Raw genomic sequence first — 23440 nt, 5'->3', positions numbered from 1 at the left:
CTGTATGTGAATGAGATTTAAATATATAATATTATCCATTATATTCTTTCTTTCAGGTATCCTTACCGTCTACGGACAGTGGGATGCCCAGATTAGCCAGTACTGGAGATTGAAGAATTTTTATAATCCTGCATTCATCGGTGAAACGGGCAACATCGAAAGCTCCCTGCTTCACCGCCGCCAGTGGGTAGGAATTACAAATGCTCCGGTCACCTCTATTATTTCTATTAATATGCCGATCAGCTTTTTCGGGAAAGAGCATGGTATAGGAGCTATTGTGACAAACGAGAAAGCGGGATTGTTCACCAACACGTACATGATGGGGCAGTACACTTATAAATTCAAGTTTAAGAATAACAAATACCTGCATATCGGTTTACAGGGAGGTTTACTAAATGTAGATTTCGATGCTGCACAGATACATATACCCAATAGCGATTACCATGATGATAACGACCCTGCAAAACCAACAGCTGCAGGCAGTAAGATTATAGACGCCGGACTGGGTATTGCATGGATTACTCCCAACTATTATGTAGGATTCTCTACAAACCATTTATGGGAACCGACCTTCGACCTTAATGATAACAGTTCGGCATTTGTCGGCCGCACATATTATTTAATGGGCGGATACAATATAAAGCTGAATAATCCGTTATTAGAATTGCAGCCTTCTGCCTTTTTCAAATCTGATGCTGTGACCTATCAATTCGATATTACAGCACGAATTGAATATAATAAGTTGTTCAATGGCGGATTGTCTTGGAGAAAAGACGAAGGTTTTGTATTTTTGTTGGGCGTAAAAATAAGAAACATAGACGCAGGCTATTCATACGATCTCCTTACATCCGATGTATCGAAGGTCAGTCATGGAAGCCATGAGTTGTTTATACGCTATAGCATTCCTCTCCATAAGAAGCGGGAAGTGAAGGCTACCAAAAGTATAAGGATATTATAAACAATAGTGCAAATACATACAAAATTACAAGAAGGGATAAAAACCAAGCTTAAAAAACAAGTAGCCAAAGGCTAATGAGCATAAATATGAAACAGCTGTTTTTTGTAACTATAGCTTCACTCATTTTACTGGTTTCCTGCGGACGGTCGTCGGGAAGTTCAGGTATAGGAGGCGAAGTAACCGGAGAAAAAGGTTCGTCGTGGGCGGAACCTTCACCCTATGGTATGGTACTGGTATCGAGAGGTTCGATAGAAATGGGCCCTGCCGAGAATGATTCCCTATGGGATATAAAAGCTAACCCAAAAGGCGTATCGGTGGACAATTTTTGGATGGACGAAACCGAAGTCACCAACTCAAAATACCGCCAGTTTGTACATTGGGTGCGCGACTCTATCATCCGTGAACGCCTCTCCGTATTAGATGAAACCTTCAAAATTACCGAAGACAGGGAAGGCAACGAGATAAGACCGCGTCTGGACTGGAGAAAAGCTATTCCCAGAAGACCGTTGGAAGATGAAGAACAAGCAATAAATAGTGTGACGGCCGTTCATCCGATTACAGGAGAAAGAGGACTAGATCCTACACAGATGAATTTCAAATATGAATGGTTCGACTATACAGAAGCTGCAAAGCGCCGCAACAGGCTTGACCCTCAAGACCGCATACTGAATACGGATATCACAGTAGACCCTACTCAGGTGGTGATGATATCGAAAGATACAGCATATATCAATGATGAAGGTATCCCTGTAAACGAAACGATAGTGCGCCCGTTAGGTTCGCTTTTCGACTTTGTACATACAAAGATCGTGAATATATACCCTGATACTACCGTATGGGTAAACGACTTCAACAATGCATTCAACGAGCCTTACATGAGAATGTATTTCTCACATACGGGCTATAACGATTATCCTGTAGTGGGTGTAACATGGGAACAGGCTACGGCCTTTGCCGAATGGCGCACGATGTTCTACCGCATGGGACAACCTAAGAATGCACGTCCTATCGAAAACTTTCGCCTGCCAACCGAAGGCGAATGGGAGTTTGCCGCACGTAACGGCCGCTCGGAGAATAAATACCCATGGGATAAAGACGGCACAATGGACGAAAAGGCATGCTTTATGGCCAATTTCAAGCCGGGAGAGGGTAACTACACCAAAGACGGCAACCTGATTCCTTCCCGTGTAGCTTCTTATATTCCCAACCGTTTCGGAGTATATGATTTGGCCGGTAACGTATCGGAATGGACTTCCACTGCTTTTACAGAATCGGGTACCGAGTTGATGAACGACATGAATCCTCAATACAGATACGACGCTGCCAAAGAAGACCCTTATGCTATCAAGAAAAAGGTAGTAAAAGGTGGTTCGTGGAAAGACATTGGTCGTAACATCAGAGGAGATATGAGAGAAGGCGAGTTCCAGAATCAACCGCGTTCTTATATCGGATTCAGGTGCGTGAGGACACAAATAGGCTTTGCAAAATCAAAGAAGTAAAAGAGAGTACAAGATGAAAAAGATACTTCATACAGCAATTATATCATTCTGCTTCCTGTTTGTTTCAGGTCTTATGACCGCTCAGAATCAGCAGGAATCCCTACGCGACAGGCTTGCTAAGAAACAACAGCAACAGCAGGGTACACAAGGACAGGATAACGGGCCTCAGGTTCCGCAACTTTCCGTAAGAGCAGAAATGATGAACGAGAACCAGACACGCGATTTATCCAATGCAACCTGGATACGCGAAGTATACCGTTTTCTGGATCTGACAAAGGGTTCGAATGCAGCTCTGTATTATCCTGTACAGCCGATTGGCGATAAGATGAACCTGTATACGATGATTTTTAAACTCATGGCTAACGGTAACCTTATCGGCTACGACTGGAACAACGGACAGGACTTATTTGTAGATAAATTGATTGTCGACTTTGGCGATGTACTGAACCGTTTGGAGATACCTTACCAAAAAAACGGGAACACATATACTTTCGATGAATTCAGCATACCCAGCAATGAGGCATTGGGCTACTATATTAAAGAGGCTTGGTATTTCGACCAGTCCAATTCCGTTATGGGAGTGAAAACAGTTGCCATATGTCCTGTCTTATTCCGCCAGCGCTACTTCGGAGATGACGACGGTGAACTGGCAATGCCGAGTACAGGTTCGCGTGAACCGCAATTCTGGATACCTTACGAGTATCTGAGACCATACGCGGCACGTATGCCTATTATGGCATCAGACCTGAACAATGTCATGAATAAGACGGTTGACGACTATTTCAGAATGAGGCTGTACGACGGCGAAATATACAAGACCACTAATATGGAGAATAAGTTCCTACAAGAGAAATTTACTACTCCCGAAGCACTTAAACATGCTCAAGACAGTATAGAAAACCAATTGAAGCAATTCGATAAAGGCCTTTGGGTTATCAACGACTCTATAAAGGCTGCTGGCGACCAGAATCCTAGAAAGTCGAAAGCATCTAAAAGCAGCAAAGCTAAATCATCATCGTCAAGTGCGACATATTCTGCAAGAGACAGAAGATAAAGCGATTAAAATGAAATATACAAAGGGCATCCAAAAGATATCCTTTTTTATTTCTGATACAGACCTTCCAAAAACTGCAACTGACTCTTCAGCATAGCTATACGGCGCATCTCAAATCCTGCCTTTTTCGCTTCCTGTATCGGACGGGAATAGATATATTTTACCTCCAAAGGACGGCGATTATCGTAATCCAGTTTCATACTCGGTGCATAAGGCGTCATCATCCGGGTTGTTTCCAGCATCTTATCTGCATAGCTTTCCGGAATGGAAAACCGGCCCTGTCCGACTGTATTTGCTCCATGTATTACTTCAAGCATAATTTCGCGTAGTAATTCTGCCATTGCCGGATCAGCCATAAGTTTATCGGTTGTGGTATTCATCACTACCGTTATTCCGTTGTAAGGAATATTCCAGACAAGTTTCATCCAGCGGGCTTTTTCCAATTCAAGTACCTGCGTTTCCACACCTGCCTGAACGAAATCGGCACAGACCTGTCCTAATATTTCCGGAGTGGGACATGAATAGGAACCAAGATTGAGCCTACCTTGGTCAAAATGCCCGATGTTCCCCTCTCCTATTTTGCTGGAGCAAATGAAAGCAAGGCCACCTGCTATACTGAGTTTTGGAAAGTCCTTCTGCAAATCAGCTTCCAGTCCTAATCCGTTCTGAATGAGGATTACAATGGTTTCTTTATGCAGCAAGGGCGGTAGTAGTTCCTTTAGAAGCCTGTTATTTGTTGTTTTCAATGCAACTAATACAACATCACAAGCCGGCATATCCTGAGTAGTCTTATATACATTGACATTCTCCAAATGAAAGTTACCGTCAATCGAGTCTACCTGTAAGCCGTTCTGCTTTACATATTCATAATCGGAATGGAGAAGAAAGTGAACCTCTTTTCCCGAATGAGCCAGCTTCCCGCCATAATAGCCGCCTATGGCTCCTGTGCCTATTACTGCATATTTTAGTGACATATATAATTTTTTATTTTGCATTTATTAACCATATTTAGTTAAAAGGTAACAAAAGTAACGATTTTACATATTAATCCAACCAAAACATCGACTCTGGATTCAATCTTTTTGAGACTAAAGCTTCTTCATCACTCTTTTCTTCCAAAAATCCTTCCGTGTTAACACTATATACATTCTTTTCATAACATTCATTCATTGTTTGTAACCAAGTTGACAGGCTATCATAAATGGAGATTGGTTCCATGCTGAGTGTGATTTTCGGGCTATAATAGAACAATTGCCCATAAGTTTTTGAACCGGGCTTTAAATCAATTAGAATAGGGTCTTCCAAAATTCCGTTATATATTATAGGTAAATATTTATTCTCATAACATTTACTTGTATGTTGTTCTAAAATCAATAAACTGGATGTAGATCTATAGTCAATATATGTACCCATAGAGAATAATTTTATTTCAAAATTTATATCCAAAGCTTTTTGGGCATCCAATCCATTTCTCCATGAATATAATTCTATTAATTCTTCTGTCGCCTTTAGACCTAAATTATTTAAAACCTCAACAAAATGACTTTGAATAAAATCATTCTCATTTAGATAATTCTCTATAGGATTTTTAGTTCTTATGAGATGATTTTCAAGATTGGACAGTATAGTTTTCATAAGATTATTCATTTGTAAAGATATTCATTAAAAGAAAGGCCTATCAATATAGATAAATCATAACCAAATATACAAACAAAAAGCGGCTACCATATGATAGCCGCTTTTTAAATTATAATTAAAAACTATTAGTCTTTTAATTTTGCTTTCAAGAACTCACGGTTCATACGGGCAATATTTGCAATAGATACATTCTTAGGGCACTGCATTTCGCAAGCCTGTGTATTTGTACAGTTACCGAAACCGAGTTCATCCATTTTGGCAACCATCGCCTTAGCACGGCGGGCAGCTTCTACACGTCCCTGTGGAAGCAGAGCCAACTGGCTTACTTTAGCAGAAACGAACAGCATAGCCGAACCATTCTTACACGCAGCCACACAAGCACCACAACCGATACAAGATGCCGCATCCATCGCTTCATCAGCATCAGGCTTAGGTATTGCTATAGCATTTGCATCAGGTACTCCTCCGGTATTTACGCTTACATAACCTCCGGCCTGCATAATCTTGTCAAATGCATTACGGTCTACCATCAGGTCGCGGATAACAGGGAAACCTGCCGAACGCCAAGGCTCAACCGTAATAGTTTCTCCATCTTTGAACTTACGCATATGTAACTGGCATGTTGTCACATCTTCGTCCGGCCCGTGAGGATGACCGTTTATATAAAGGCTACACATACCGCAGATACCTTCGCGGCAATCGTGGTCGAACACTACAGGTTCTTTACCTTCGTTGATTAATGATTCATTCAGTATATCCAGCATTTCCAGGAAAGAACTTTCTGTAGAAATGCCATTCAGCGGATATGTCTCAAAAGCTCCCTTTTCCTGAGGGCCTCTCTGACGCCAAACTTTTAATGTTATATTGATTAATTTTTCCATCGTATTTCATAAGTTACAAGTTACAAGTTACGAGTTACAAGAACCGAAACAGTAACTTTAGTTTGTATTTATAAACTTTCAGTACGAGTTTTCAAAGATTTAATTAATGATGATGCCATTTTTATAATTTCATTTATCGAGGCTAATATTGTTTCTGCTTTTTCTTTACTCAAGTAGCCTAATTCGGCAGAAATAATAATCTGAGTCTCTAATTCGGATGTAGAACCTAATGCAACGTATAAGAAGTAGATAAGCTCTTTATCTGAATTTCGCCCACAACCTTCTGCAATATTTGAAGGAATGGAAACAGCAGACCTTCTGATTTGTGAAATTAAACCGAATTGTTCCGACTGAGGGAATGAACTGGTGAGTTCGTAAGCAGCTTTAACCAAAGCTATTCCTTTCTGCCAAACAATTAGTTCTTTATGGGTCATTATTTTTTATCTTTTCATGTTACTAGCTACTTATTATTCTCTAATAACTTGTAACTCGTAACTTGTAACTCGTAACTACTTTTAAGCCTTATAGTTTCTTTGTTGTCTAACTACAAATTCGTAGTCGAGAGGTTCTTTTACCAGCTCTGGAGCTGTGTCTTCACCTTCATACTTCCAGCATGCAACATAAGAATAATGTTCATCATCACGCATAGCCTCACCTTCCAGAGTCTGATACTCTTCACGGAAGTGGCCTCCACAAGACTCATTACGATTCAATCCGTCATATGCCATCAATAAGCCTATTTCGATAAAATCAGCTAAGCGAAGCGCTTTTTCAAGCTCGGTATTCAGGTCGGTAGCTTCACCCGGAATACGTACATTAGACCAGAATTCTTTTTTCACGGCTTTCAGTTTTTCGATAGCTGTTTCCAAAGATTCTTTTGTACGTCCCATTCCTACAAAGTCCCACATAATCAGGCCCAGTTCTTTGTGAATAGAGTCTACAGAACGTTGTCCTTTGATATTCATCAGTTTGGCAACCTTCATCTTTATTTCATTCTCTGTTTCGGCAAACTCAGGTAAATCTGTGCTGAAACGAGGAACAGAAATCTGGTCTGCCAGATAATTCTGGATTGTATATGGCAATACGAAATAACCGTCAGCCAATCCCTGCATCAAGGCAGAAGCACCAAGGCGATTCGCTCCATGGTCGGAGAAGTTAGCCTCACCAAGGGCAAACAAACCTTTGATAGAAGTCATCAACTCATAGTCAACCCAGATACCACCCATAGTATAGTGGATAGCCGGATAAATCATCATCGGAGTTTCGTATGGATTCTCGTCTACAATTTTATCATACATCTGGAACAAGTTACCATATTTAGCTTCTACCGTATCTTTTCCCAGACGGTTGATAGCATCGGCAAAATCAAGATATACTGCCAGCCCTGTAGAACCTACACCATAACCGGCGTCGCATCTTTCCTTCGCAGCACGTGAAGCCACATCGCGAGGCACAAGATTACCGAATGCAGGATAGCGCCTTTCCAGATAGTAATCCCTGTCTTCTTCTTTTATTTGAGTCGGTTTCAGCTTTCCGGCACGGATAGCTTCCGAATCTTCTTTCTTTTTAGGAACCCAGATACGACCGTCGTTACGAAGTGATTCCGACATCAGCGTCAGTTTCGATTGGAACTCACCGTGAACAGGAATACATGTAGGGTGAATCTGAGCAAAACAAGGGTTTGCAAAATAAGCGCCCTTCTTATATGCCTGTATCAAAGCCGAACCATTCGAGCCCATCGCATTGGTAGAAAGGAAGAATGTATTTCCGTATCCTCCGGTTGCAATAACTACAGCATGTGCTGCGAAACGTTCCAGCTTACCTGTAACAAGGTTGCGGGCAATAATACCACGTGCACGTTCTTCACCGTTATTATCCTTTACAAGAACAACTTCAAGCATTTCGTAACGGGTATACAGCTTTACACTGCCTTTTTGCACCTGACGGCTCAATGCCGAATATGCACCGAGCAATAGCTGCTGGCCTGTCTGGCCTTTCGCATAGAATGTACGTGAAACCTGCGCACCACCGAACGAACGGTTATCGAGCAAGCCTCCGTATTCGCGGGCAAAAGGTACTCCCTGTGCCACGCACTGGTCGATGATGCTGTTTGCCACTTCGGCAAGACGATAGACGTTTGCTTCGCGTGCGCGGTAGTCACCACCTTTGATTGTATCGTAGAAAAGACGGTAAACAGAGTCTCCGTCGTTCTGGTAATTCTTTGCAGCATTGATACCTCCCTGAGCAGCGATAGAGTGCGCGCGGCGAGGTGAATCCTGAATGCAGAAGTTTAGCACATTGAAGCCCATTTCGCCAAGCGATGCGGCTGCGGATGCTCCTGCAAGACCTGTACCTACCACAATAATGTCGAGACGACGCTTGTTGGCAGGATTCACCAGCTTCTGGTGAGCCTTGTAATTAGTCCATTTTTCTGCTAATGGCCCTTCAGGTATTTTTGAATCTTTTTTTGGATCTAGTATATTACTCATATCTGTTTTTTCTTTAAATCTTTAAACAAAAATAATCAGTGGCTACTTAAGCAAACGGACACAGCATATGTCGTGCATAGAAGTAGATGGTTACGAAAGCAAACATCAGACAGAGAATAGTAGCAAGTACCTGGCTTATCACTTTCCAGCGGTTCATCCAGAGCGTATTATTCCAGCCGATAGTATGGATAGCGCTCCAGAAACCATGTGAAAGATGGAACCATAATGCTACATACCATACAAGGTAGGCAACTACGACCCATGTCTGACTAAAGTAATACTTTACGAATGCGGCTCCGTCCTGAGGAGATACCATGGTTCCGCCAAGAGAAACTTCGTGATGTCCGACCAATTCGGTAAACATCATTTTGTACCAGAACTGGCTGAAGTGAAGTATCATGAAACCAATCACGATAATTCCTAAAACGAACATGTTCTGAGATGCCCACTCTACATTTTTGGGACGTACACTTACTGCATATGCGTCGCCACCACGGGCTTTGCGATTCTGCAATGTCAGCACAATTGCGTAAATGAAGTGAAGAGCAACGAGTGCACCTAAGGCGCCTGTAGCTATAACTGCATACCAGTTAGCTCCCAACAGGGCGCAGATGGTATTGTAAGCATCTTCAGAAATCACCGCAGTAAAATTCATTGCCGCATGGAATATCAGAAAGAAAACCAGCGCGATTCCTGTGATACTCATAATCAACTTCTTACCAATAGAAGATTTAAGTAACCAACTCATAAATTAAATTTGTTTTTAGTTATTTAGAATAGTTAATTTTTAGCTGATAAATATAGAAAATAACCATATGTAATTGCTTTTTTCTATTGTCCTGCAAAAGTAGTTTAAATTAAGGGATTTTCAAAGTAAAAAAGAGGCTTTTTAAGTATATAAAATAAATGAGTAACGGGCTTTGAACTTTTTATGTTTAAAGTATTATTCCATCGATAAATTCTATGTTTTTATCATTTTTCTGACATAATACAATGGAATTTAACAAAATTGATTACTTTTATCCTAAACTTTTAAATATTAACACAATGAAAAACAAACATGCTTATCTTTCACTATTAATTTTCTCCCTCATTTTTTTAATGACATCCTGTTTCGGCGGTGCAACTTATTGGATCGATAACCCTACCGATCAGCCAATAGAAGTATCTATCGATGGGAAAGATCCTATAACTTTGAATGCAAAAGAATATAAAAAAATGGATGAAACCATTAGCGAAGGGGAACATACAATGAAAGTGGGAGACGGACAGGAAATCAAATTTACACTGGATAAGGATCATGTGACATTGAACCCTACTTTATCTACCTATGTTGTCGTATTGCAGGAATATGGTACCGGACTGGCATCCAGTGATAACGATACTATCATCAAAATTGACGGAAAGGAATATGAAGGACCGTTCCCGATTGTAACAAACGATCCTTTTATCTATACAGGAAATATAAATTTTCTGGTAGATGCTCCTTTTAAAGATGAAATATCAAGATCCTCCGGTGGAACTGTTACCTTAAGAAAACTTTTCAGGAAAGATGATTTTGTAGAATTTTACAAGAAGGAATACAATTAATATAACATTCAATATTAAAAAAGCTGGGATATTTCTCAGCTTCTTTTTTACATATATCTTTTCGCAAGTTCATATACCTGAGCGGCAGACTTATCCCACGAATACTTTTTTATCTGTTCCAGTCCTTTCAAACGCAAATCCTTGCGTAGGGAATCATCATTCAGTAACTGGTTTATTTTAGCTGTGATGTCGTCCACATCATACGGATCGAGGTATAAGGCGGCATCGCCGCTCACCTCTCGTAAGGCTGGAATATCGGAACAAATGGCAGGGCATCCGTAAGTCATAGATTCCAGTGGAGGTAACCCGAATCCTTCATACAATGATGGATAAACAGACAGCAAAGCATTTTGATACATCTTTTGCAGCTGATCGTCAGGGATATAACCCGGGAGATGAATATTCTCTCCTGTCAGTTTCTCCAGATCAGGAGTACTAAATGCTTTAAAAGACATACCGATGATATACAGTTTTACGGATTTATCTTTTACATTGCCGAAAGCCTTAGCCAGACGGATAAAGTTTTTCCGCGGATCCATAGATGAAACGGCTATTATATACCGCTCTGCTCCGGCATCGGGCTGAAAGGAAAGTATTTCTTCCCGCGATGGCTTGTCGTGAAAAGGGACATTACTATGAATAACATGTATCTTATCCGCCTCAATTCCCAAGGTATCGATAATTTCGCTCTTGGAAAATACGCTCACGGTCAGTACTGCATGTGCCTTTTTACCAATACGGGGCATCATGAAATGGTAGAATCGGTAGTAATTCTTAGAGAACCAGTCAGGGTAACGTTCATGTGAAACATCATGAATTGTCATTATCTGGTTGTTATAATTCAAAGGCCCACAGCCTGTAAAACTTATTAGCAATGGATTACCTATAGTTTTAAGATAGTGAGGCAATGAAATCTGTTCCCATAAATGAGTTTTTAAAGAGCCGCATTTTACAGTCTTAAAACTAAATTTATAATCGGGATGTATTTCCTGCGGAATAGCTACATGGAAGTCCACCCCCATTTCATGCAGTTTATTACATATCTCGAAAGCATAACGGTGTACGCCTGTGGCTTTCTGGGTCAGATATCTTCCATTTACTACAAACATTGCTCTTTATCTTGGTAACCAGTCTTTGTTTTCTTCGATGAATACGTTTACAAGGCTATCCACACGCTGCATCATCGAATCAACATTAGAGGCGTTTATCTCATATTCAGGATTATATATATTTCTCATAATCTTATCGGCCAGTTCAGGGCTAAAATGGGTCACATCCCCGTAATAATTGAGATCGTTAATTTCGGGAATATCCATAAAAGAAATGATTCTTACATTCTCATATTTCTCCATTGCGCGGGTAAATTTAGCGGAAAATCCGAGGAAATACTCATAGTAATTGTTTCTCTGTGTATGATACCAGTAAAGAGCCGAATATGACGGGAACATAAATGTATAATTAACATCCTTATGCTTATATAATTCCAAATCTTCAATAAAATTATTCATACTCCTGTTCATCCTTCCCTCGATATCTTGCGTATGCTGGTACAAGACACTGTTTCCCGCCAAATAAAAGTTTTTTACGAATTCGGCGCTATATGTCTTAGCATAACTTTCGGTACCAATCTGGTCTATATCCGTTTTCATCCGGTATTCTGCAGGCACATCGTTATCCTTAAGTTTGAAATATAGTTCCAGACCTAAGTCTGCAGGCAAATATTGTATCAGAGACTCGTAGCCGAACATATATTTCATTTTATTCAATATGCCATCTTCATACAAATAGCGGGGGTAACGTGATACAACCCCTTCCTGGTTGAAGAAAGGCATATCGATATTAAGAATTATATTTTTTGTGGTCTTTTCGTTCAGAAGTGAATATAATAATTTCATCTCAGCCAGGTTCATTCCACCCGAAGATAATTTCACCGGCTTCATACCATCATATGCCTTCCGCATAGTAGCCACATCGAAACTCTGCAACATGGAAGAGCCTATTAATGCGGTGTTATACTCATAGTTCTTAGCCAGCCCGCCGTTTACAAAACGAGGATTAAGAATATAATGTGCTTCGGGCCTTACCCTGAATTGCAGGAAAGGATCGATAATATAGCAACTAAGCCCTATTATGAAAAATACAGCAATTGCCGATATAACAAAAGCTATAAGGAATCGTTTCGAGGTATATTTTCTTTCTGTAGAACTCATATTACGCTAAAAATTAAAATAAATAAAAGCTCCTACTTTCGAAAAATGAATTACGGATATAGCGAATAATACAGCCGAAATGGCTGCAACTTTCGGTTTGGGTTTGAAATCATTATAAAGGTCGATGCTGTTCTTTGGGAATAAAAATACCAGATAAGCCACCACTGCAAGAACACCTACCACAAATATCGTTTGGATGATATCCGGATAAGACAACGAGGTATTGAATGCCAGATGCGATATACGATCGAACGATATAGTATCAGGCAAATACATCGTTTTCAGCATTACCAGTGCATCGGCCACAGTCTGCGAACGGAATAGTACTAATGCCGAACTGACAAACAAGAATGTAAAGAATATCCTTATAAGATCAGGGATCTTCTCTAATTGCTTATCAGCCAATTTCTCAAATACGCGGACAACGCCATGAAGAGAGCCCCATATGACGAATGTCCATGCAGCCCCATGCCACAGTCCACTTACAAAAAATACGGCAAAAAGATTGATACATGTGCGTGTCAAGCCTTTCCGGTTGCCGCCCAACGGTATGTATATCAATACGAAAAGAGAACGGCCGAGCGTTATATGCCATCGTTTCCAAAATTCGGTGATGCTTTTAGACCTGTAAGGTGAATAGAAATTGACAGGCAGGTTTATATTCATCATTTTTGCCAAACCTATGGCCATATCGGAATATCCGCTGAAATCGAAAAACAACTGGAATGTATATGCTAATGAGCCGAGCCATGCACTGCCAAATGTAAGTGCATGCGGGTCGAAAAATGTATTTGAAGTAAATATATTTAATGTATCTGCTATAACAGCTTTTTTAAAGAGCCCGATTATAAATATAAAAAGTCCCTGCGCAAAATTATCGGCATTGAAAAACCTGTTCTTATCATCCTGATACTGCGACATCACATCTTGTGAAAACACGATAGGGCCTGCTACAAGTTGCGGGAAAAATGTAATAAATAAGGTATAATCTATGATACCCGGAACTTTCTCCTCTTTTTTGTTTACACTGATAAGGAAAGCAATCTGCTGGAACGTAAAAAAGCTTATACCGAGAGGCAATATAATATACCTTAGAACGAAATGCGTATCAAATACGGTATTTATATTATCGACAAAGAAATTATAGTATTTATAATAACCGAGTAAGCATACATTAAATACTACTCCGGTTACAAAAGATGCTTTCCGCCAGAAACGGTTGGTTATATTCTGAGTACCTGTCGCCGTAATGTAATTGACTGCTACGGATATAAGAATCAGCCATACATATGACACGTGATTATATCCGTAAAACACAAGAGATGCGAGTATTATAAATATATGCTGCACCTTACGCGATACAAAGCGCGACATGCCGAAATACAACAGTAATACTATCGGTAGAAAAACAAAGGTGAATATATATGTAGAAAATATCATAGACCCTAAAAAATCTCTTTTACTCTATTTCTTTGTAAGTTTTATGACTATACCAGCTTCTTTTTATAAAACATTTGCTAAGGCTGATCCAAAAATTCATTTTAAAACGATTCCATGCTTTATTCCCCGACTTAACTTCGGGAAAATAATCTGTACCGGATACAATATTAAAATAACGTTTTTTCTGTTCCATTCCCCCTCTCAGGAACTCGATATGATGAGTTACCATCCGTGACTTAGGAAATACATAGAAACGCCCTTCCTTTATATTGGGTACATACGGATACCTGTAACGTATATAACTCGGTACATGTACCGGCATATTCTCCTTTATCCATATAAAGCCTGCATTGGTATTCCTTAGAAAATTTGCTATATGGCATTCGGGAAAAAGTTCGAAATCGAATATTCCCGGATTATCCCCGATATATTTCGTTTTTACAATCGCAAAATCAGTAGCCAAAGCATAATACTTATCATACCAGTCGGCACTCGCCCATACATTATGCACATCATCCGACAGCGATTTTGTGTACTTCGATACGATTCTATCTCCATACATCCATGTATCGGCTTCCAGAATAAGCGTATAATCGCAATCGGCAGGGATATATTTCGCCCCCTCCATAAGCAACTGCGAATTGCCCTTTCTATGTCCGGCATTCTCCTCCAGAGTAACCAGTTTATCAATCAATGGTAACGACTCCGGCAATATTTCATAACCGTTGTTCTTCCCGTTGCTAACAACAATAATATAATAATCGTTTTCTTTCCACGTGTTCCTTATTATCTGAAGATTGTATTTCAAATCCTCTATCCTGTCATAAACACGTATAAGAACAGCTATCTTCATTTATTTCGACCTTATATGCCATGTTTCCAGCCCTTTCTTTGTAAAAGAATATTGCTGTACTTTTCCTCCCAGCTTTTCCAAAGCCTTCGACACTGCAAATTTAGTATTCCCCGGGCAATAAAAAAATACATAGCCGCCACCGCCTGCTCCTGAGATTTTTCCACCCGACGCTCCTGCTTCGATTGCAGTATTATATATTTCTTCGAAAAAAGGTGTAGATATGCCATCCGCCATTTCCCGTTTATACGTCCATCCCCGATGCAGTATATGTCCTATTTCATCAAGATTGTTCTTAAGAATGGCTTCTTTGATTTCGTAAGCCTGATTCTTTATCTGGTGCATGGCCTCTATCGATTTGGGACGCTGGTCCTTTACGTTCTTTTGCTGCTTTTCTATTATATCACCCGAATTACGGCCTGTATTTGTATAATAGAGCAGCATATTGTTTGAAAGCTCGTTTATCGTTTCATTGCGGATGCGCAAAGGATTTACGATGACTTTGTCGTCAGCGGAAAACTCCATAAAGTTAAAGCCTCCAAAGGCCGCTGCATACTGGTCTTGCTTTCCTCCCGCCTGTTTCAGGTCGCTGCGTTCAATTAGATAGGCGAGATAAGCAAGGTCGTAGTCACCTAAAGGCAGTTTCAGCCATTCTGCATATGCGCCAAGAATAGCAACTGCCAGAGTAGATGATGTACCTAAGCCCGAACCGAACGGAACTTCCAATGCACAAGTCAATGTAAAAGAAAGCGGTTTATTTACAAAGTCTTTGACAACCCTGTTATAGATACCTTTCATCAGATCGGCCTTATCATTGCTGATCGGAAGTTCAAGAGCTGAATCGAAGATGTATTCTTCATCAGTCTGGGGGATACGGAATACAATTTTATTATCGTTGCGTGTTTCTATATTAGCATATGCATATAAACTGATCGTTGCATTCAGAATACAACCTCCGTAAAGATCGGAATAGGGGGAAACATCGGTGCCTCCGCCGGCCAATCCCAGCCTGAATGGTGCTTTACTTCTTATTATCATAGTCCTGCGTCTTCAAAGTTTGAAATCCACTGCAAACTTATAGAGATTTTCGTAATAAGCATTTGCAGTACTGTATATTTTATGTTCTTTTTTGTATTTATCGCCTACCAAAACAGTATACATATTCAATTTATTACCAAACTCGATATCCGACTTGCTGTTTCCTACCATCACCGAACGAGTAAAATCGATAGCCGGATAATCGTGCTGTGCCTGAAAAGCCATACCTACATTGGGCTTCCTGTTGATAGATTCGGAATTCAGGTCGGTACAATAATATATGTTATCTATACGCCCTCCGGCTTTACCAATCTCCGCCAGCATATATCCGTGTATTTTTGCCAAATCCAATTCGGACATTATCTTCCGCCCGATACCCCGCTGATTTGTAATGATAAAAATATAATCGAACTTAGCGGATAGTATAGCGATAGCTTCTAATGCACCTTTTTCGAATACAAATTCCGATATATTCTTTACATAATCATCGGGTCTTTCCTGATTGATGACGCCGTCTCTGTCGAGAAAAAGATATTTATAGTGTGTGTATATACTCATTTCTGTGCAAAGTCTTTGTTGGCTTTTTCAAAATCGGAAGGGATACCTATATCTATAAAGTAATTATCCTGTATGCACCCATAGATGTTAATGTCTTCTATATGTGATTCCATCACATCTTTTTCGAAAGAGAATTTTTCAGGCAAATTCAGTTTTGAAAATATGTCTTTCGATATAATATAAACACCTCCGTTTATAAGTCCTTCCTTTTGGTATTGCTTTTCATTGAAATGCATTATCCGTCCGCATTTATCGAGATCGACAGAACCATATCTATCAAAATCTGCCATTGGTTTCAAAGCTAGAGATATATCGGCATTCTTCGATTTATGGAATTCCATAAGCGAATTAGAATCTATATCAAAAAAGGTATCTCCATTGATAACGAAAGCATCTTTACCTGTCACTTCTTCGAAAGCTAACTTGATAGCTCCTCCTGTTCCTAACGGATATTCTTCTACAACATACGATATTTTAAATGGTGCATTCTGATTGTCGAGCCATTGTATAACAACATCCGATTTATATCCCAAGGAAAGAATAATGTGATCGAATTCCTGCTCTACTGCATAGTCGAAAAGATAAGACAAGAAAGGCCTACCAGCAACTTCCGCCATACATTTAGGTACATCTTTTACTACTGTTTGTAGACGGGTTCCGAAACCTCCTGCCAGAATAACACATTCTTTCATCATCCTACCATTTATGAATTAAGCATTCCATTATTCTTTACTCTCCTCTCCTTCCTGAAACTGGCCAGCGTCCTTGTACCTATATTCTGGGTTGGAATATAGATGTAATATTTATAAAACATAAAATAAAAGAAGAAGAGATATATAATAAGATTCAAATCTATCCAACCCTTTACATTCAGTCCCAACGAATATACAATGACAGCTGCCGATGCCAGATTTACAGCCCAGTCTTTTGTCATATAAAACTTAGACACTATCATAGGGTAAATATAAAAATACAATGTTCCCGGAATGCCTACATAAAAGAGCATACGTGAGTAACCAACATCGGTACCCATAAACAACATTCGGCCGGAGCCCAGCATAAGTACTCGTAAATCTTTAGGAATCAGAAACATTTCTTCCAAACCACTCGACGAACGTGTTTCCAGTTTTCCAGTACGAAGAAAATTTATAAACAATTCGAAAGCCCAATCGGAAAAATGCGGAAAATAGAACATCGCAAATACGTATCCTGCCGCCATCATAAATATGGAAGCGATAAAGAATATCTTTGCCTGTGCCCTTACCGATTTGTTGTCCCATAAATACAGAATGGCAATAACGACAAGCCCTACTGCTGCACCGATAACCGTAGTACGGGCCATAAACAATCCTATATAAAAAGTAAATACATATAATAAGATCAGGGCTATAAAACCCTTGTTATCAAGCTTTAGCCTCATCAGCAAATAAGAAATACAAATAAGCCCCAATCCACTAACGGCACCCGCACCAAAAAAGGCAATACCGTAACCCATCAGTCGCTGGCTACCTCCTTCATCCATGACTTCTTCTGTTAATTCGGATTTCATCTGTAATGAAAAGAAGAAATCATGAATTCCTTCATTCAGATTCATACCAAAAGTGATAAGTGCCTGCAAACCGATTGCTCCGGCAATATAGAGCAATAAGGTATTAAAAGAAGGCTTCTTGTGAATTCTATATATAGTGAATATTATGAGATAGGCGGAAAAAAACCACGCAATCTGACTCCTGAAATAGCCTATCGTATAGGGGTCGGCCATATTATTGAGCCAGCCCGAAGTGTAGAACATAAAGAACATGACTCCCAAAGCAATGATTACGTTTGCAACTTCTCTGAATGGGAACCTGTGATATGCATATAAGGCCAACCCCAACACTCCGGATAGTAGAATAAAAGATCTTCCCCTTACATCGAGAGCCTGCGGATAAATGAAGTAAAATGTCATCATCAGAGGCAGGAACATAGGTATGATCTCTTTCAGTTTCTGCATTGGTTATCTGAAAACAAGTTTATAAATAAACGATTTTTTATATTTAAGCTTAAAAGTACACTTTGTGTAAAGAACGGCAAAATCTCTCGAAGTGTAATTTTCTTCCTTATAGAATGGAGATTTTTTTAACCTACTCATCACTTTCAGCCCCAGACGGGAGTTTGCACATAGCCGCAGCCAATGTATAGACAGCATCCGCTCCAGATATTTCGCATCACAAAATGGCTTTTCTTTATTTATATTGATTAGGGAAAGCATAAAATCCTCGCATTTATCGAGATATTTAAAAGAAGAATGCAAAGGTACGCATTCTGCTACAGACGAATAAATATCTATAAATTCATTATCTGTCGGCAATCCTAAATGCCGGCAATGTATCTTGAACACTTTCTTTTTATTATCTGTCTGTAAATCTTCATGCACCGATGATATTTGCGACTTATGTACCCGGTATAGTAACAATGGCTCTCCAACATTTGCCAGTTTGGTTTTATACATCGCTTTCGACCACAAGGCATAATCTTCGACATGCAGATACTCAGTTTCGAAACCAAGCCCCAATTCGGTGAAAACACGTTTACGTATCATTACTGCCGGATGACAGATACCTGACTTAAATAACAAATAAGCCCTGAGTTCTTCATCTTTCAGCGGGCTGTGATGAAAATCACGTTTACCCGGATTTTCAGTCCTGAAAGCATAAAAAAGAGTGCTTACAATATCATGATCTCTGTTGCGCTCAAGAAATGTGACTTCTTTTTCAATGCGGGTTGGCAATGAAATATCGTCTGCATCCATACGCGCGATATATTCACCTTTACAATAGGCCAAACCTTTATTTAAGGTTACTATCAATTTAAGGTTTTTCTCATTTTCAAATATAGTAATACGGGAGTCCTCTCCGGCAAGCCTTTGTAATATTTCTCCGGTACGATCGGTAGAGCAATCATTAATTAGTATAACCTGTAGATTGGTATATGTCTGCTTGAGAATCGAATTAACCGATTCTTCGACATATTTTTCCACATTATAACAAGGTATCAATACCGAAACAAGAGGATTGTTCATTTCTTATTTGCAACGATTGCATTAAAAACGGATTTATATCCGTCTACCATTTTTTCGATTGTAAAGTTAGCAAGATATGACTGTCTTGCACACAAAGACATGTCTTTTTTTATCTTTTCGTCTGAAAGTATATATTCTAATTTTTCTACGAATAAATCCACATTGTTCTCCACAGCAAAGCCGTTTTTACCGTCGAGCACCTCTGTCACACCTCCAACAGCCGATGCCACAACAGGAACACCGAAAGCCAGCGCTTCCAGCATCGACATCGGCAACCCTTCATAATTGGACGGCAGGGCAAATACATCGGCATATTTAAGATAAGCGCATGCCAATTCGGCTTCTCCCAAACAAAAGACATTGGAAGGTGTATTTGTTACTTCCTTTTTATTTCCAATCCATACAAATGCACAATGAGGCATCCGGGTGGCAATATCAAGGAATAAATCGAATTTCTTCTGCTTGGATATGCGCGATATGCACATAATGAGTCCGAAATGTGACTGCTTTATCGATTCCAGCTGTTCCGTTATACGGTCTTTATATTCAAACCTCTCGAGATATAAATCGGCCACACCGTTATATATGCACTCTACTTTTTTGTATATACCTTCTTCTCGCATCATATTCACGTCATAGTGGCTTACCCCTATAATCCTGAATACCTTATTCCTCAAAAATTTTTCGATTACCAGAAAACGGCTGAATGCCTTACGGATAGAATCGAAGCCGTGTACTGTATATACTGTCTTCTTACGGCTGAAAGCAATACGCCCCAGCACCCCCATTTTTGATGAATGGAGATGAACCACATCCGGTTTATATTTGAACCTGTAATAAAAAAGCTTCAGAAGAAGACCTATATCCCTTAATGAAACTTCTTTGCGATGATTGTTTAATTTTATTTTTGTAAAGTTGTTTCCTAATGTGTTCCAAGCTTCACCATCACCTCCGTACAAAACAAAAAGTTCATGTTCGTCACCTAATGTTTTAACAAGATTTGCTACGATAGTCTGGGCTCCTCCATATTCAGAAACAGTTATAATCTGGAAAATCCTCATCAACCTCTCTAATCTTACGTATCTAAAATGTAAAGATAACAGTATTTATCTATTAATGAGAATAAATATTGGTTTTATAGAGTTTCTTTACTTTATTTTCAAGGCTTTCAGTATGTTAAAATCATTTTTTTCCAGTTGCGGTATCCCATAATGGAGACAATAAAGAAAATAAAGAATAAAATGCCCGACATCATATCGTGCTGTACGAACAGTAGAATGCTGGAAATGGCATTGGCAGGTATAACCAGCAACCATTGCTCTGCCCATTTACGGGAAATCATCCACAAGGCGACAATATTCAGTGAGGTTGTAAGCGCATCGCCTATGGTCACCAAGAGAATATTATGGCTAAAGTGCTTAAGGATGAAGTAAATAATGACTGCTATTATAATTACTCCAATGATTATGGGCAGTACATATTTCTTATCGACCGATGTAATTATTTCCGCACCCGATTCTTTATCTCGGTTCCGCATTATCCATACTACCCAGCCATATATGGAAGCCATAAAGAAATAGATATAAATCCCCATACTGGCATACAGCTCCGTATGATAGAATATATAAATGTAGAATGCCGCCATTACAATACTTGCCGCCCACATCCACACATTCGCCTTATACTCGAGATACAAATAAATGAGCCCGATAATTGCACCGGTTATACTTATCCAGTTATCTTCTATAAAAGTGAGTATTATATCCATTCTTTATATTTATTAAGCGGAGCACCAAAGGTATGGCAAAAAATGATGCTCCGCTATCATCCTACATTTTTTCAGAAACGGTATCTTATTTTACCTAACAGATTTGTTCCTGCCTGAGGATATAATCCTCTATCCACAATCTCCGAACCATCTTCGAAATGGGCTGTATATACCCATGCGTTTGCACTGTATTTGATACTTGCCAGATTATTAATAAAGAACTGGAAATCGAATTTTCCTATTTTATTTGCATCCAGTGTATAGGATGCTACCATATCTGTAACAAAATAATCCTGCAAACGTTTATCCGCACTCGAAGTATTATCATAATACATTTTGCCTACATATTTATTGATAAATGAGAGGCTAAAATCTTTCTTTTCGAAAGGTTTGAATGTAATTGACAGACTACCCACCGTTTTGGGTGAAAAGGATATATCCGTCGATTTATAAAACTCGGCATCCTGTCTTATCAGATTCCAGTTATCCGCATTATCGAATACATCGGTATAGGCTGTGTAATTCTTTATCTTATTACGGCTCAGTGTCAGGTTTCCATCCAGACGGAGCCATCCTGTAGGAGTATAGGCCAGCGAAAATTCTATTCCTGTACGGTAACTATCGGGTACATTTTCCTGTAATTTATAACCTATATCATTTAGTTTTCCGGTTTGTACCAACTGGTCTTTATAATCCATATAATAAAGATTAGCGCTAAAAGAGATAAAAGAATTCGCATATTTATATCCCAGTTCGTAGTCGTACAATCTTTCGGATGTAATACTGCGCGCAACACCACCTTTCAGCGATTCTTTCAGGTCGGCGCGAAGCGGCTCACGATTGGAAATACCGAATGAGCCGTAAACTTCATTATAATTACTGAAGCGAACAGAGATACCACCTTTAGGATTCACAAAATTATAGTAATTCTTATTCGTTAAGTCCATCAGGTCGTCATCTCGTCCTCTCATACGGTAATCGATATACCGTTCCTGAACTTCGGCAAATAACGACAGATTGTCCAGCGGTCGGTATTCTGCTTTCAAAAATGCGCTGGCCTCCTGCTTTATTGCCGTATTGCGGTTCCAGTTATAGCCGTCAGGTATATTTTCATTATGCTTTACCCAAAGCAAACGTCCGTAATGCGAACCGTCATAGTAACTGTACATTCCTCCGAGCATGAATCCGAACTTCCCGACTTTATAATCGAGATTAAGACTGCCCACATAGAAATCGTTACGCATCAGTTTGCGCAGGATTAAGTCGGAAGTGCTGTAAGTCTTTCCGTCGACAGTCTGATTTCCTAATCCGTAGTCCTCATAAGTTTCATCTACTTTATAATTTTCATAATAGCCGAACCCGTTATTATAATTAAGATTTGCATTCAGAGTCAATGAATGGGAAAGATAGCGTGTATAAATCAATTGACCGATATTCGAATAATAATTATCTGTTTCGTTATCGTAATAGCGTTCTTTCCCGTTATCATCGGTATATTTCCCCGCAGGATTGTAACGCCTGTCGGTGCTCACCATTTCAGGGCTTATCCCTTCCCATGTGATGCCCGTATGCTGTATCCCGTTCATATATATCAGGCGAATCATTTGGTTATCGGTATAATGCGAAAGAGCAGCATAGATATTCTTATGGTCTACTTTCCCGTTGCGGATATATCCGTCACTTTTTATATATGAATAGCGCGCATCCAGCGACAAGCCGTTCTTCAATATTCCTGTTCCGGCAGCACCCGTCAGCAATAACGTATTGTATTGCCCGTATGCCGACGACAAATCGGCATAGGGCTTACCGCCTTTTCCTCCGGCTGTCTGCATAGAAATGCTGGCGCCGAAAGAAGCGGTACCGTTGGTAGATGTACCGACACCACGCTGCACCTGCATGCTTTGCAGGGAGTTGGATAAATCAGGCAGGTTCACCCAATATACTTCCTGACTTTCAGGATTATTCAACGGCATACCATTCAGTGTCACATTTATACGGCTGGCATCCGTTCCCCTGATGCGAAGCGCCGTATTTCCCACAGCCGTTCCGCCTTCGGTATAAGACACTACCGAGGGCAAAGTCTGCAATATAAAAGGGATATTCTTTGCAGCATTATCCTTTTTTATCTCCACTTCGCCTACATCGGAATAAGCGATAGGTGCGCCACGGCTTACCCGTGTAGCAGAAACTACGACTTCTTCCAGTTTGACAAGTTTTAAACTATCCGCCTGTGGTTGTGAATAAATGGCTCCTACCGCGCTTATGAAAAGTGCAATAAAAACCCAGATGACCTTTTTCATTTAAAGACATAATTTATACGGATATAACAATCTTTACGTTATATATCCTGATGTTAAACAAAAAAGGGGTTTGATAAGATAATTTCCCGAAATGTAAGAATATGCA

Annotated in this window: 22 protein-coding genes; 4 read left to right on the top strand and 18 right to left on the bottom strand. The window is 39.7% G+C overall.

What is annotated here, in order from left to right; all coding sequences use genetic code 11:
- Positions 1-10 precede the first annotated feature (10 nt).
- The 3 genes from K348_RS0106570 (at position 11) to gldN (ending at position 3511) form a co-directional block, all read left to right on the top strand.
- Positions 11-958 carry a type IX secretion system membrane protein PorP/SprF gene (locus K348_RS0106570; RefSeq protein WP_029904154.1) on the top strand — a complete coding sequence of 316 codons (948 nt, stop codon included), beginning with the start codon at positions 11-13 and terminating at the stop codon, positions 956-958.
- A gap of 86 nt (positions 959-1044) precedes the next feature.
- The gene (locus tag K348_RS0106565) at positions 1045-2457 is read left to right on the top strand and encodes an SUMF1/EgtB/PvdO family nonheme iron enzyme (RefSeq protein WP_029904153.1); all 1413 of its coding nucleotides are present in this window, start codon (positions 1045-1047) and stop codon (positions 2455-2457) included.
- A gap of 13 nt (positions 2458-2470) precedes the next feature.
- Positions 2471-3511 (top strand): gliding motility protein GldN, encoded by a 1041-nt coding sequence (gene gldN, locus K348_RS0106560; RefSeq protein ID WP_029904151.1) that lies wholly within the window; start codon positions 2471-2473, stop codon positions 3509-3511.
- Positions 3512-3558: 47 nt separating this feature from the next.
- Here the strand turns inward: gldN and K348_RS0106555 are convergent, their stop codons facing one another.
- The 6 genes from K348_RS0106555 to K348_RS0106530 form a co-directional block, all read right to left on the bottom strand.
- A complete protein-coding gene (locus K348_RS0106555) occupies positions 3559-4485 on the bottom strand; it encodes a putative 2-dehydropantoate 2-reductase (protein WP_029904149.1) in 927 nt (308 codons plus the stop codon).
- Between the two features lie 70 nt (positions 4486-4555).
- The gene (locus tag K348_RS0106550) at positions 4556-5146 is read right to left on the bottom strand and encodes an SMI1/KNR4 family protein (protein ID WP_156032799.1); all 591 of its coding nucleotides are present in this window, start codon (positions 5144-5146) and stop codon (positions 4556-4558) included.
- 128 nt (positions 5147-5274) lie between these two features.
- A complete protein-coding gene (locus K348_RS0106545; protein WP_029904145.1) occupies positions 5275-6030 on the bottom strand; it encodes a succinate dehydrogenase/fumarate reductase iron-sulfur subunit in 756 nt (251 codons plus the stop codon).
- 68 nt (positions 6031-6098) lie between these two features.
- Entirely contained in the window at positions 6099-6464 is a 366-nt protein-coding gene (locus K348_RS0106540; protein WP_081852531.1) for a four helix bundle protein, read from the bottom strand.
- Between the two features lie 81 nt (positions 6465-6545).
- Positions 6546-8519, bottom strand: coding sequence for a fumarate reductase/succinate dehydrogenase flavoprotein subunit (locus K348_RS0106535; protein ID WP_029904141.1), 1974 nt, complete (start codon positions 8517-8519; stop codon positions 6546-6548).
- 46 nt (positions 8520-8565) lie between these two features.
- Positions 8566-9267 (bottom strand): succinate dehydrogenase cytochrome b subunit, encoded by a 702-nt coding sequence (locus K348_RS0106530; RefSeq protein WP_029904139.1) that lies wholly within the window; start codon positions 9265-9267, stop codon positions 8566-8568.
- A 299-nt stretch (positions 9268-9566) separates the two neighbouring features.
- Between K348_RS0106530 and K348_RS0106525 the strand changes: the two genes are divergently transcribed.
- Positions 9567-10109 carry a hypothetical protein gene (locus tag K348_RS0106525; RefSeq protein ID WP_156032797.1) on the top strand — a complete coding sequence of 181 codons (543 nt, stop codon included), beginning with the start codon at positions 9567-9569 and terminating at the stop codon, positions 10107-10109.
- Positions 10110-10156: 47 nt separating this feature from the next.
- Here K348_RS0106525 and K348_RS0106520 read toward each other — a convergent pair whose 3' ends face one another.
- The 12 genes from K348_RS0106520 to K348_RS0106465 all read right to left on the bottom strand — a co-directional run bounded on the left by K348_RS0106520 (position 10157) and on the right by K348_RS0106465 (position 23334).
- Complete coding sequence (locus tag K348_RS0106520) at positions 10157-11218, bottom strand: glycosyltransferase family 1 protein (RefSeq protein ID WP_029904135.1); 1062 nt, start codon at positions 11216-11218, stop codon at positions 10157-10159.
- A 6-nt stretch (positions 11219-11224) separates the two neighbouring features.
- Positions 11225-12319 (bottom strand): hypothetical protein, encoded by a 1095-nt coding sequence (locus K348_RS0106515; RefSeq protein ID WP_029904133.1) that lies wholly within the window; start codon positions 12317-12319, stop codon positions 11225-11227.
- A 6-nt stretch (positions 12320-12325) separates the two neighbouring features.
- Positions 12326-13759 (bottom strand): MBOAT family protein, encoded by a 1434-nt coding sequence (locus K348_RS0106510; RefSeq protein WP_029904131.1) that lies wholly within the window; start codon positions 13757-13759, stop codon positions 12326-12328.
- A gap of 19 nt (positions 13760-13778) precedes the next feature.
- Positions 13779-14612: a glycosyltransferase family 2 protein gene (locus tag K348_RS0106505; RefSeq protein WP_029904129.1), complete on the bottom strand. Its 834-nt coding sequence runs from the start codon at positions 14610-14612 to the stop codon at positions 13779-13781.
- Positions 14613-15647, bottom strand: a complete 1035-nt coding sequence (locus K348_RS0106500) for a dehydrogenase (RefSeq protein ID WP_029904127.1) — start codon at positions 15645-15647, stop codon at positions 14613-14615. It abuts the gene before it with no gap.
- A gap of 12 nt (positions 15648-15659) precedes the next feature.
- Positions 15660-16205: an HAD-IIIA family hydrolase gene (locus tag K348_RS0106495; RefSeq protein WP_029904126.1), complete on the bottom strand. Its 546-nt coding sequence runs from the start codon at positions 16203-16205 to the stop codon at positions 15660-15662.
- A complete protein-coding gene (locus K348_RS0106490; protein ID WP_029904124.1) occupies positions 16202-16897 on the bottom strand; it encodes a nucleotidyltransferase family protein in 696 nt (231 codons plus the stop codon). Before K348_RS0106490 ends, K348_RS0106495 begins: the two co-directional genes overlap by 4 nt.
- An 11-nt stretch (positions 16898-16908) precedes the next feature.
- Entirely contained in the window at positions 16909-18198 is a 1290-nt protein-coding gene (locus K348_RS0106485) for a hypothetical protein (RefSeq protein ID WP_029904122.1), read from the bottom strand.
- 3 nt (positions 18199-18201) lie between these two features.
- Positions 18202-19266, bottom strand: coding sequence for a glycosyltransferase family 2 protein (locus tag K348_RS0106480; protein WP_029904120.1), 1065 nt, complete (start codon positions 19264-19266; stop codon positions 18202-18204).
- Positions 19263-20327: a glycosyltransferase gene (locus K348_RS0106475; protein WP_029904118.1), complete on the bottom strand. Its 1065-nt coding sequence runs from the start codon at positions 20325-20327 to the stop codon at positions 19263-19265. Before K348_RS0106475 ends, K348_RS0106480 begins: the two co-directional genes overlap by 4 nt.
- A gap of 107 nt (positions 20328-20434) precedes the next feature.
- Positions 20435-21034 carry a nicotinamide riboside transporter PnuC gene (gene pnuC / locus K348_RS0106470; RefSeq protein WP_029904117.1) on the bottom strand — a complete coding sequence of 200 codons (600 nt, stop codon included), beginning with the start codon at positions 21032-21034 and terminating at the stop codon, positions 20435-20437.
- Positions 21035-21105: 71 nt separating this feature from the next.
- Positions 21106-23334 (bottom strand): TonB-dependent receptor, encoded by a 2229-nt coding sequence (locus tag K348_RS0106465; protein WP_029904116.1) that lies wholly within the window; start codon positions 23332-23334, stop codon positions 21106-21108.
- Positions 23335-23440 lie beyond the last annotated feature (106 nt).

Origin of the sequence: Prevotella sp. 10(H), from assembly GCF_000711235.1 — a bacterium.
Taxonomy (GTDB): Bacteria; Bacteroidota; Bacteroidia; order Bacteroidales; family Dysgonomonadaceae; genus Dysgonomonas.
Note: the sequence above shows the minus strand (reverse complement) of the source record. Positions and strands in the feature narration are given on the sequence as shown.